The sequence below is a fragment of the Cryobacterium sp. CG_9.6 genome, assembly GCF_029893365.1.
Lineage (GTDB): Bacteria > Actinomycetota > Actinomycetes > Actinomycetales > Microbacteriaceae > Cryobacterium.
Window position 1 is genome coordinate 2,533,841 of record NZ_JARXUZ010000001.1, and the last position, 12,061, is coordinate 2,545,901.

General features: G+C 61.7%; 10 protein-coding genes. 6 read left to right on the forward strand and 4 right to left on the reverse strand.

Annotated features, from left to right (window positions below; genetic code table 11):
• Nucleotides 1-4 precede the first annotated feature (4 nt).
• Genes prpB through H4V99_RS11715 form a run of 3 tightly spaced genes read right to left on the reverse strand, consistent with a single transcriptional unit; the run spans nt 5 to nt 3,168 of the window.
• Nucleotides 5-922, reverse strand: coding sequence for a methylisocitrate lyase (gene prpB, locus H4V99_RS11705; RefSeq protein ID WP_280678472.1), 918 nt, complete (start codon nt 920-922; stop codon nt 5-7).
• The gene (locus H4V99_RS11710; protein ID WP_280680099.1) at nt 922-2,457 is read right to left on the reverse strand and encodes an MmgE/PrpD family protein; all 1,536 of its coding nucleotides are present in this window, start codon (nt 2,455-2,457) and stop codon (nt 922-924) included. Before H4V99_RS11710 ends, prpB begins: the two co-directional genes overlap by 1 nt.
• A 12-nt stretch (nt 2,458-2,469) precedes the next feature.
• Nucleotides 2,470-3,168: a GntR family transcriptional regulator gene (locus H4V99_RS11715; RefSeq protein WP_280678474.1), complete on the reverse strand. Its 699-nt coding sequence runs from the start codon at nt 3,166-3,168 to the stop codon at nt 2,470-2,472.
• A gap of 88 nt (nt 3,169-3,256) precedes the next feature.
• On the opposite strand from H4V99_RS11715, the gene H4V99_RS11720 reads away from it, so the two are divergent.
• From H4V99_RS11720 to H4V99_RS11730, 3 genes are all read left to right on the forward strand, one after another.
• A complete protein-coding gene (locus tag H4V99_RS11720; protein ID WP_280678476.1) occupies nt 3,257-5,206 on the forward strand; it encodes an AMP-binding protein in 1,950 nt (649 codons plus the stop codon).
• Between the two features lie 63 nt (nt 5,207-5,269).
• Nucleotides 5,270-5,617, forward strand: coding sequence for a DUF485 domain-containing protein (locus H4V99_RS11725; protein WP_280678478.1), 348 nt, complete (start codon nt 5,270-5,272; stop codon nt 5,615-5,617).
• Nucleotides 5,614-7,242: a cation acetate symporter gene (locus H4V99_RS11730; RefSeq protein WP_280678480.1), complete on the forward strand. Its 1,629-nt coding sequence runs from the start codon at nt 5,614-5,616 to the stop codon at nt 7,240-7,242. Before H4V99_RS11725 ends, H4V99_RS11730 begins: the two co-directional genes overlap by 4 nt.
• 92 nt (nt 7,243-7,334) lie before the next feature.
• Here the strand turns inward: H4V99_RS11730 and H4V99_RS11735 are convergent, their stop codons facing one another.
• The gene (locus H4V99_RS11735; RefSeq protein ID WP_280678482.1) at nt 7,335-8,111 is read right to left on the reverse strand and encodes an SDR family NAD(P)-dependent oxidoreductase; all 777 of its coding nucleotides are present in this window, start codon (nt 8,109-8,111) and stop codon (nt 7,335-7,337) included.
• A gap of 29 nt (nt 8,112-8,140) precedes the next feature.
• On the opposite strand from H4V99_RS11735, the gene H4V99_RS11740 reads away from it, so the two are divergent.
• From H4V99_RS11740 to H4V99_RS11750, 3 genes are all read left to right on the forward strand, one after another.
• The gene (locus H4V99_RS11740) at nt 8,141-9,253 is read left to right on the forward strand and encodes an acyltransferase family protein (RefSeq protein ID WP_280678484.1); all 1,113 of its coding nucleotides are present in this window, start codon (nt 8,141-8,143) and stop codon (nt 9,251-9,253) included.
• A gap of 116 nt (nt 9,254-9,369) precedes the next feature.
• Complete coding sequence (locus H4V99_RS11745; RefSeq protein ID WP_280678486.1) at nt 9,370-10,701, forward strand: bifunctional o-acetylhomoserine/o-acetylserine sulfhydrylase; 1,332 nt, start codon at nt 9,370-9,372, stop codon at nt 10,699-10,701.
• A gap of 92 nt (nt 10,702-10,793) precedes the next feature.
• A complete protein-coding gene (locus H4V99_RS11750) occupies nt 10,794-11,996 on the forward strand; it encodes a homoserine O-acetyltransferase (protein WP_280678488.1) in 1,203 nt (400 codons plus the stop codon).
• Nucleotides 11,997-12,061: the final 65 nt, after the last annotated feature.

A 12,061-nucleotide genomic window follows, 5' to 3' on the forward strand; every position in this document is an offset into this window, starting at 1 on the left:
TCCTTCAGACCTTGGACGTAATGTGCGGATTGAGCGTGAAGTCAAAGATGCCCGAGTCGAAGTGGCTGTACTCCGAGTAGTCGAGAAGTTCGTAGAGGTCGGCGCGGTGCTGCATCTCGCCGAGCATCGGCTCGAGAGTACCCTGCTGCAGAATGGAGTCGAGCCCCCGATCGGCCGCGCCCATGGCCAGGCGCAGCAGCGATACCGGAAAAATGACCATGTTCATGCCCACGTTGGCGAGCTGATCCACCGTGTAGAGCTCACCCTTACCGAACTCAGTCATGTTCGCCAGCAGTGGCACGTCCACAGCGGCGCGCATGGCTTCGAACTCTGCCAGACTGCCCATTGCCTCGGGGAAGATCGCATCGGCACCGGCATCGGCGAGCTTTTTGGCTCGGTCCAGAGCCGCGTCCAGGCCATCAACGGCTCGCATATCGGTGCGCGCCATGATCAGAAAGTTCGGGTCCCGCCGCGCGTCCACGGCAGCACGAATGCGTTTGATCGCCGTGTCATCATCCACGACCTGTTTGCCGTCAAGGTGACCACACCGTTTCGGGTTCACCTGGTCCTCGATGTGCATTCCCGCGAGGCCGGCGTCTTCGAGGGTCTGAATTGTGCGAGCCACGTTCATCGGCTCGCCAAAACCGGTGTCCGCGTCGACGATGGCCGGAAGATCGGTCATCCTCGAAATTTGCTGACTCCGCGCGGCAACCTCGGTGAGGGTGGTCAAGCCGATGTCGGGCAGCCCCAGATCGGCCGAGAGCACGGCCCCGGAAATGTACACACCCTCGAAGCCCTTGCTCTGAATGAGCTTGGCCGATAACGGATTGAAAGCGCCGGGAAAGCGCTGCACCACACCGGACGCAAGTGAAGCGCGGAGGGCCAGTCGTTTGTCGGCCGCGGTGATACGCGAATACAGCATTAGAAGATCCCCATCACGCTCGTGGTCGGAAGCAGACCGGGACGGGCGGTGATGGTGAGGTCACCGAGGTCCACCGCAGTCAGTTCCGGCAGGCGTTCCGCAAGTGCGAGAAAACGTTCAATTTCTGATTCCTCCAGAACATCCGCGGCAAGCATCCGGAATTTATTCACGTATTCCGGGCGTCCGAAGGGCTTGGCACCCAGCGGATGCGCGTCGGCCACCGCAATCTCATCGGTGATCGTGCGTCCGTCGGTGAGCGTGATGACCACGCGACCACCGAAGGCCTTCTCGGTGACATCGAGGGAGTGGTATCGACGCGTCCACTCTGTATCTTCGGTCGTGGTGACCCTGTGCCAGAGCGCCACCGTGTCGGCGCGCCCGGCACGCTCCGGCGAGTAGGAATCCACGTGGTGCCAGCTGCCATCCTGCAACGCCACGGTGAAAATGTACGGAATTGAGTGGTCGAGAGTCTCGCGAGACGCCGTTGGGTCGTACTTCTGCGGGTCGTTTGCGCCGGAGCCGATCACATAGTGCGTGTGGTGGCTCGTGTGAATCACGACGGAAGCAATGTTCTCACCCGTCGCGAGCTCGGGATAGCTCCGGTGCAGACGACGAGCGAGGTCGATCCACGCCTGTGCCTGATACTCGGCCGAGTGTTCCTTGGTATAGCTGTCGAGGATGGCCCGCTTGGCACTGCCGAGCTTCGGCAGAGACACATCATACGAACCTTCCGGCCCGTCAAGCAGCCAGGCGATGACACCGTCCTCACCCTCATAGATCGGGGTCGGGCTGGTCTCACCGCGAAGGGCGCGGTCCACAGCTTCAACCGCCATCTTTCCGGCGAACGCCGGAGCATGTGACTTCCAGCTGCTGATTTCACCCTTACGCGACTGGCGGGTGGCCGTCGTTGTGTGCAGGGCCTGACCCACAGCTTGAAAGATGATCTCCTTCTCGAGTCCGAGAAGCGAACCGATGCCGGCCGCCGCCGACGGGCCTAGGTGGGCGACGTGGTCTATCTTGTGCGCGTGCAGGCTGATCGACTTCACGAGGTCGATCTGGATCTCATAGCCCGTGGCAATGCCGCGAACAAGGTCACGGCCGGTGAGTCCCCGTGCGGTCGCCAGGTGCTGAGCGACAGCGAGAATCGGGGGAATGTTGTCACCCGGGTGCGAGTACTCGGCGGCCAGGAACGTGTCGTGGTAATCCAGCTCACGCACGGCCACGCCGTTCGCCCACGCCGCCCACTCCGGGGAGACTCGGCGTCCGGGCAGCAGTCCGAACACGGTGGACCCCTCACCCCCGTTGGAGCGCGGGTGGGCCAGCGCCTGCGACCGGGCCGCCGTCACGGGCTTGCGGGTGAGGGACGCGGCAGCAACGGAGGCATTGTCGATGACACGGTTGATGATCATGTCGGTGACGTCGTCTGTGACGGCAACCGGGTCTGCCGCGCATGCGGCAATCTTCCAGGCAAGCTGGTCTTCCCGAGCAAGGTTTTCTTCACTTCGGTGTACTCGGACGTGGTGGAGCTGCACGATGGATCCCTTCGATTACGTGACCGGGGTGGCCGCATCCTCACCGAGCGTTGCGAGAACGTTGGTGAGGCTCTGGTAGAGGTGGACATGGGTGGCGTGAGCGGCGAGAGAAGCATCGCCGGCGATGATGGCATCGATGATGAGCAGATGTTCTGCAGCCGCTGATCGCAACCGCTTCTCATTGCCCTTGGCCACACGACGAATGCGCGCGAGGTGTGTACGCACGACGTCGAGGGCGCTGAGCAGAAAGGGGTTCGCCACGGCGGCATCGAGGGCCGCTTCGAACTCGTCGATGAGAGCGTAATACTGTCGAATTCCGTCATCACCGTGTTGGAGGAGTTCCGGAGCATCGTGGAACTGGGCACGCAAGTGTTCGAAGATCACCGGGTCACGTCGTTCGGCGGCCAGACGCACGGCATGCACCTCAAGGCCTTCGCGCAATTCGTACAGTTCCGTGATGCCCTCGATGGACAGCTCGGTCACTTCGAATCCGCGCCCACTTCGTCCAACGACCAGACCGTCTGCAATCAAACGGGCCACGGCCGCCCGCAGCGGCGTGCGAGACACGCCCAGGCGTTCCGCCTGCTCAACCTCAAGCAGGCCACTCCCGGGTGCCAAGTCACCGTCCAGAATCTCGCTGCGCAACTGCCGGTAAGCGCGCTCGGTGGCGCTCAGAGGTGCTTTCGACCCCAACTTTGCGGTTTCTGTATACACAAACCAGATTCTATTCCACCAGACCGGGTTTTATGCAATACTTCAACGACTCTTTGTATACAGAGGCGCTTCAATGGAGAGGTTCACAATGACTGGCGCACCACTTGGGCTTTATCAGCAGACGTGGCAACGAAGCATCGACTCTCCCGAAGAGTTCTGGCTGGAAGCCGCGACCGGCATCGACTGGAGCACTCCCCCGCGCGCGGCGCTCGAGCAGCGCTCCGCCACCGACTGGACCTGGTTTCCGGGCGGAACGCTGAACACGAGCTTCAACGCTCTCGACCGGCACGTGATCGCCGGCCGCGGCTCGCAGACCGCACTCATTTACGACTCGGCGATGACCGGGACGAAGATCTCCCTCACCTACCTGGAGCTGCTCGGCCGGGTCGCCAAATTTGCCGGTGCCCTGCGCGCTAACGGCGTGGGCCGCGGTGACCGGGTCATCATCTACCTCCCCATGATTCCCGAGGCTGTCGTGGCGATGCTCGCGTGCGCTCGTATCGGCGCCATCCACTCCGTAGTCTTTGGCGGTTTTGCCGCCAACGAACTGGCCGTGCGCATTGATGACGCCCGCCCCTCGGTCATCGTCACGGCATCGGGTGGCCTCGAACCCGGCCGGACGGTGGAATACCTTCCTCTGGTGCAGCGCGCACTGGCACTGAGCGCCGGCTCGGTCCATACCGTGATTGTGCGGAATCGCGACACAATCCCCGGCTCGGCCGCCGACTATGCCCACGAACCGGTGTCGTGGCTCGACTGGGCCGATGAGGAGGACAAGGCCGCGCCCGCCGATCCGGTGAGTCTGGCCTCTGAGGACCCGCTCTACATCCTCTACACCTCGGGCACCACGGGCAATCCCAAGGGCATCGTGCGCGACAATGGCGGGCACGCCGTGGCGCTGGCCTGGTCCATGCGCAACATTTACAACATCGAACCGGGAGATGTCTACTGGGCTGCGTCGGACGTGGGCTGGGTGGTGGGCCACTCCTACATTGTGTATGCCCCCCTCCTGGCGGGTGCAACCACGATTATTTACGAGGGCAAGCCCATCGGTACCCCCGATGCCGGCGCCTTCTGGCGGGTCATCGAGGAATATCAGGTGAAGGTGCTTTTTACCGCACCCACCGCGGTTCGGGCCATTCGACGAGTGGACCCCGAGCTCACAGAACTCACAAAATATGACGTGTCATGTCTCGCCAGCCTGTTTCTGGCCGGGGAGCGCCTGGACCCGGAGACCTTCCACTGGGCCAATGACGGTTTGCACTGCCCCGTGGTCGATCACTGGTGGCAGACGGAAACGGGATGGGCGATCTGTGCCAACCCCCTCGGCATCGAGGAACTGGAGACGCGTCCCGGTTCGGCCACCGTTCCGGTTCCGGGCTACAAAATTGACATCCTTGATTCCAAGGGGCACAGGGTCAAACGCGTGGGCAAGGACGGCAACATCGTTCTCCGACTTCCTCTGCCACCCGGCACCCTGCAGGGAATCTGGGGCAGCGCAGAGCGCTTTCAGAGCGCATACCTCTCGGCATTCCCGGGCTACTACGCCACGGGGGATTCGGGTCACTTCGACGAGGACGGCTACCTCTACATCATGGGACGCACCGACGACGTGATCAATGTGGCCGGTCACCGCCTGTCGACGGGATCCCTCGAAGAGGTTCTCACCCTGCACTCCGCCGTCGCCGAGTGTGCCGTGCTGGGCGTTCATGACGCTCTCAAGGGCCAGCGCGCAGCCGGTTTCGTCACCCTCAAGGCCGGAGCCACGATCGACCATGACACTCTGGCCACCGAACTCATCGCCCTGGTGCGTGATCATGTGGGTCCCGTCGCCGCATTCCGCGATGTGACCATTCTGGACCGACTACCCAAGACCCGATCGGGCAAGATTCTGCGCAAGACCATTCGCCAGATCGTGGATGGGGAGCCGTACACGGTTCCTCCCACCATCGAGGACCCCACCGTTCTCGATGACCTCAAGCGTGCACTCGACGCCTCCGCCCACAAGGCACCGGCCACACTGCTCACGCAGACCTGACACCCCCTACTTATCCACCGCTGATCCACCCCTGATCCACCCCACTGAAGCAAGGAGGCTCCAATGAGTGAACAGTTGAAAGATGCGTCCCCCCGATCAAAAATTGATTACATAGCATTCGAGAAGACACCCAGATTTCTGGCACTGAAGAAGACCCGAAACGGATTCGTCGTTCCGCTCGCCATCTTCTTTCTCGTCTGGTATTTCGCATATGTGATCGCCGCCGGGTATTTCCCCGAGTTCATGGCCACCCCGGTCTTCGGCCGCATCAACCTTGGCCTCATCCTGGGCCTCGGCCAGTTCGTCACGACCTTCGCAATCACCATGGCCTATGTCTCATTCGCCAACCGCAAGATCGACCCCCTCACCGAAGAACTGCGCTCTGAGCTGGAACGGATGGAAAAGGCATGATCGCCAGTACCCTGCACGCATTTGCGACCGCGGTCGAACCCACAGAGAACAACCCCGTTCTCAATATCTCCATCTTCCTGGCGTTTGTGGCCGTCACCCTCATTGTGGTGATTCGCGCCGGCCGCAACAACAAGAGTGCGGCCGACTACTACACCGGTGGCCGGTCCTTCACCGGACCACAGAATGGTTTCGCCATTGCCGGCGACTACCTCTCAGCTGCATCATTCCTCGGAATCGTTGGCGCCATCGCCGTCACCGGATACGACGGCTTCATGTATTCCATCGGCTTCCTCGTAGCGTGGCTCGTTGCCCTGCTTCTGGTCGCCGAGCTGATGCGCAACACCGGCAAGTTCACCATGGCCGATGTGCTCTCCTTCCGCCTCAAGCAGGGCCCGGTTCGCGTGGCAGCCGCCACGACGACACTGGCCGTGTGCTTCTTCTACCTGCTCGCGCAGATGGCCGGAGCCGGCGGCCTCGTGTCGCTTCTCCTCGGCATCAACGACAAACTCGGCCAGTCCATCGTGGTTGTGGTCGTCGGCGCGCTGATGATCGTCTACGTCCTCGTTGGCGGCATGAAGGGCACCACCTGGGTGCAGATCATCAAGGCCTTCCTGCTGATCCTTGGTGCGCTCGCCATGAGCATCTGGGTATTGGCGATCAACGGCTTCAACCTGTCTGCACTGCTGGAAAGCGCCGTAGCCACCTCAACATCCGTTCCGGCCGACGCCATTCTGGCTCCCGGTCTGAAGTACGGCGCCAACCCGCTGGACTTCATCTCCCTCGCCATCGCTCTGGTGCTCGGAACAGCCGGCCTGCCCCACGTTCTGATGCGCTTTTACACGGTGCCCACCGCCAAGGAAGCCCGCCGCTCGGTGGTCTGGGCTATCTGGCTCATCGGTGGTTTCTACATCTTCACGCTCGTCCTCGGTTTCGGCGCCGCGGCTCTCGTGGGTGGCGAAGCCATCCTCGCTGCTCCCGGTGGAGTGAACTCGGCAGCTCCCCTGCTGTCGCTCGCCCTCGGTGGTCCGCTGCTACTCGGCTTCATCTCCGCCATCGCCTTCGCCACGATTCTGGCGGTGGTGGCCGGCATCACGATCACAGCCGCTACGTCCTTTGCACATGACATCTACGGAAGCGTCATCAAGAAGGGCAAGGGAAACCCCGATGATGAGGTCAAGGTAGCCCGTCGAACCGTTGTCGTGATCGGTGTCCTGGCCATTGCCGGTGGTATCGGCGTTCAGGGGCAGAACATCGCCTTCCTGGTGGCCCTGGCCTTCGCCGTTGCGGCGAGCGCTAACCTGCCCACCATTTTGTTCTCGCTCTTCTGGCGTGGTTTCACCACCCGCGGCGCGGTGTGGAGCATGTATGGCGGACTCACCTCGGCGATTGTGCTGATTGTGCTCTCACCGGTGTTCTCGGGCACGCCCACGTCCATGTTCGGTGACGGCGTCAACTTCGCCATCTTCCCCCTGAGCAACCCGGGAATCATTTCCATTCCACTCGGCTTCTTCCTCGGCTGGCTCGGATCGGTTACGAGCACCGTCAAGGAGAGCCCATCGCTTGCCGCCGAGATGTCCGTTCGTTCCCTCACCGGCCACGGTGCGGAAAAGGCGGTCGAGCACTAGGCGCACACCGCAACACACCGCCCCGCCCCAACGAAGCGGCACCCGAGAGGAACTCTCTCGGGTGCCGCTTCGTTGTTGACGAGCTACATGAACTACCGAACCGTTAGCGGTCCGCGCGTGAGGCGCGTCGGCGACGCCTGAGCCACGGGCTTGATCACGATCAGGTCGAGGTTCACATGAGCGGGGCGCAGCACGCTCGCCACGATCGTCTCGGCAATGTCCTCAGCAACGAGCGGATTCGGGACATTCTCGTAGGCTTCGACTGCCTTCGTAGCATCGCCACCAAAACGAACAAGACCGAATTCATCGGTCTTCACCATTCCCGGTGCAACCTCAATGACACGAATCGGTTCGCCATTCAACTCGAGACGGAGGACCTCAGTCATGGCGTGGGCCGCGAACTTCGCCGCGTTATACCCGCCACCGCCCAGATAGGCCACGTGGCCGGCAATTGAGGTGATATTGACAATGTCAGCGGAGCCCCCGGCATCCGCTATGGCTGCCCGCAACAGCGGCAGCACGACGGTCGTGACCCGCTTGACGGCCAGCACATTGATCTCGAACATCCAGGCCCAGTCCTCCACGCTCGAGTTCTCCACGGAGTCGAGCCCCTTGGCTCCACCAGCGTTGTTTACGAGGGCGTGCACAGGCCCGGATGCCGCGAGGTAGTCCCGCAACGCATCCACGTCGGTCTGCTTCGTCAGATCTGCGGTGAAGACCTCGGCCCCGGTCTCCGCGGCGAGCGCCGCCAAGCGATCCGCGCGCCGCGCTACACCCACGACATTCCATCCCTTGTCACGGAAAGCGCGCACGGTGGCGGCTCCAATTCCCGAACTCGCACCGGTCACAACTACTCTTCGTGTACTCATTTCTCTATTCTCGCGGCAGAATGGACGGAATGAGCGCACCGCACCCTGCCACCACTCAACCGGCCAAACGACGAGTCCCCCTCTGGGATAATGCTCGGTGGATCACCGTGACCCTGGTGGTCGTGGGACACGCAATCCTCAAGTTGATTGGCGAGTCCGATACGGCGTACGCCATGTACCTCTTTATTTACGCCTTTCATGTGCCCGTTTTCGTGGCGGTCAGCGGCTACTTTGCCAAGTCGGACCCACCCGGAACACGCCAGCTGAAGCGGCTGCTCACGGACATCATCTTTCCCTATGTCATCTTTGAGACCGTGTGGACCTGTATTCGCTGGGTGCTCGGCGGCACATTCCGACTGGATTATTCGACGGCCAGCTGGACGCTGTGGTTTCTGCTCGCGCTTGTGCTGTGGAGGATTATTCTTCCCTACCTCGTGCTCCTGCGGTACCCCCTGCTGATCAGCATCGTGCTCTCGCTGGGCGCCGGCTACAGTGACAGCATTGACAGCACGTTTGCCCTCTCCCGAACAATTGGACTGCTGCCCTTCTTTGTCTTCGGCTGGAAGCTGCGCCAATGGCAACTCACCGACCGGTGGCTCCGGCTTCGCACCCTGGATGTCTGGAAGTGGCGAACAGGCGCACTGGCCCTGTTCACGAGCCTGTACCTGCTCATCGCGATCAATATCGAGCTCCTGCGCACTCTCAAGATTCGCTTTTTTCTGCTCTATGACGACGGCTACTCGCTCTTTGGCTACCCACAGTTCTGGGCCGGCGGAGTGCGCTTGGGCTTTGTGCTGCTCACCTTTGCGCTCATTCTGGCGTTCCTCATGCTGATTCCGCGGCGAGAAACGTGGTTCACGTCTCTCGGTGCCGCAACGATGTACATCTACCTGCTGCACACCTTTGTGCTCTTTCCACTGCGGGAAACGGGGATTCTCGACGGTCCGCAACCGGCGTGGGTGCTGCCGGCACTGATCGTGCTGAGCGTGCTGATCTCCGTTGTGTTATCACTGCCGCCCATTCGCCGGATCTTCCAACCACTCGTGGAACCGCGCGCCAGCTGGCTGTTCCAACGCACGACCACAATCTCCAGCCCGAGTCCCTCCGAAACGGTTGTCCTGCCGCGAACGGACCGCACATAGCACAGCGTGTGACGTCGTATTTCGAGAATGCTTGCGCCCCACCAGACCCGCTGCCTATGCTCAGTCAGAGCTCGAGCGGCCCGCGTTCGAAGCGACAATCAGGGAAAGGCCATCTCATGAGCGACAATGCTGCACAGTGGCAGTTTGAGACCAAGCAGGTGCACTCGGGAGCTCGCCCTGACCCGGTGACCAATGCCCGGGCCACCCCCATTTATCAGACCACCTCGTACGTTTTCAACAGCGCGGAGCACGCTCAAAACCTGTTCGCCCTGGCCGAATTCGGCAACATCTACACCCGCATTCAAAATCCCACCCAGGCCGTCGTTGAAGAACGCGTCGCCGCCCTCGAGGGTGGCACCGGAGCGCTCCTGGTCGCCTCCGGTCAGTCGGCATCCACGTTTTCGGTGCTTAACATTGCGCAAGCCGGTGACCACATCGTGTCCTCAAGTTCCATCTACGGCGGAACCTACAATCTCTTCAAGTACACGCTGGCCAAACTCGGTATTGAGACCACCTTCGTGGAGGATCAGGACGATGCCGAGGAATGGCGCCGCGCTGTTCGGCCGAACACAAAGCTGTTCTTCGCGGAGACGATCGGAAACCCCCGGATCAATGTGCTCGACATCACGCTCGTCGCGGACATAGCGCATGCCGCCGGAGTTCCCCTTATTGTGGACAACACCATTGCCACGCCCTACCTGATTCGTCCGTTCGAGCACGGTGCCGACATCATTGTGCACTCCGCCACAAAGTTCCTCGGTGGTCACGGCACCATCATCGGTGGCGTCATCGTGGATGGTGGCACATTCGAGTGGTCGAAGAACGTCGACAAGTTTCCCGGTCTCACCGAGCCTGACCCGTCCTACCATGGTGCGAGCTACACGACCATTCTTGGGGACGCCATCGCTTACATCATCAAAGCCCGTGTTCAACTGCTGCGTGACCTGGGTTCGTCGATCGCCCCGGCAAGCGCGTGGCAGCTCATTCAGGGTATAGAAACACTCAGTCTGCGCATTGAACGCCACGTGCAGAACGCTCAGGAGATTGCCGAGTGGCTCGACGCCCACGCAGACATCGCGTCGGTCAACTACGCCGGGTTGCCCTCCAGCCCCTGGTATGCCACCGCCAACAGGTACGCACCGAAGGGCGTGGGGGCGGTGCTGTCCTTCGAACTCAAGGGTGGCGTCGATGCCGGCCGGGCCCTCGTCGACAATCTCGAACTGTTCAGTCACCTCGCCAATATCGGTGATGTTCGGTCGCTGGTGATTCACCCGGCGTCGACAACACACGCCCAACTCAGCCCCGAACAGCAGCTCACGGCCGGCGTAACGCCCGGTCTCGTTCGCCTCTCGGTGGGCATCGAAAATGTGGCAGATCTGAAAGCCGATCTTGAGAGGGGATTGGCCGCGGCACGCGCCGTGGTAGCCGCCGCGCGCGCCAACGCCTAGCTGACCCCACGCCGTGTCACGCCCGGCGAGACAAGCGGGGCGGGACGTAACATAGCGCCCGCCCTGCCCCCAGCGCGACAGAATAGAGGTGTATGGAATGGCAATCACCCTCAGACACGGTCCCCTCCAGCTTCATTACCGAAGCCCAGGCGGGGTCGCTGCTGGGCAAGCCTCCGGCCACGGGCGCCTGGCGCGACGGTGACCCGGTTGGGGAACGTCTTTTTCAGAACGTCGGACCCCTGCACTTAGAGGCCGGCGGACACCTTCCCTCGGTGCGGATAGCCTACGAAACGTGGGGTGAGCTCTCCCCCACCGGCGACAACGCTGTACTCGTCCTTCATGCCCTGACGGGAGACAGCCATCTGCGCGGGCCTGATGGGCCTGGCCAGAAGACCGCCGGCTGGTGGGGTGGCATTGTGGGCCCCGGTCTCCCCATCGACACGGACCGCTACTTCGTGGTTGCCCCCAACATGCTCGGGGGATGTCAGGGCAGCACGGGGCCGTCGTCGGTGGCACCCGATGGAACAGAATGGGGTTCGCGGTTTCCCTACATCACCATTCGCGATCAGGTAGCCGCCCAAATAGCCCTCACCGACCAGCTCGGCATCCAGCGCTGGGCGGGGGTTGTGGGCGGATCCATGGGAGGAATGCACGCCCTCGAATGGGCCATTCAGATCCCCGACCGAGTCGAACGTCTGGCCGTGCTGGCCGCACCTCCCGTGACAACCGCCGATCAAATTGCCCTCAACTCCGTCCAGATTGAAGCTGTGCGCACCGACCCGCTCTTCTCCGGCGGCAATTACTATGACGCCGAGGACGGCGACGGTCCAACTCGAGGCCTGGCGCTGGCCCGCCGCATGGCCCTCCTGAACTACCGGAGCCCGGCTGAACTCAATCTGCGCTTCGATCGGCAGTGGCAGAGTCCCATCAGCCCCCTCGGCGAAGCGGGACGCTTTGCCGTGGAGTCCTATCTGGATTTCCACGGCAACAAATTCACCCGCCGATTCGATGCGAACAGCTACATCACTCTCGTCGAAGCCATGAACTCTCATGACATTGGTCGTGGACGGGGCGGCGTCCAAGCCGCCCTCGCCAGCATCACCGCACAAACTCTTGTCGTAGGGATTGACAGCGACCGGCTCTTTCCGGTACAAGGGCAAGAAATCATCGCAGAGCACCTCAAATACGGTATGGATGATCAAAAACCGGTGATTTTGCGGTCTCCATTCGGACACGATGGTTTCCTGATTGAAGAGATTGCCGTCGGATCACAAATAAGACGCCTCCTGCGCTAGAAGGGTCGAAAAACGGGTGCGGTGCCCGATATGGTGCAGTGATACAAACATTCGTACGCATTGTC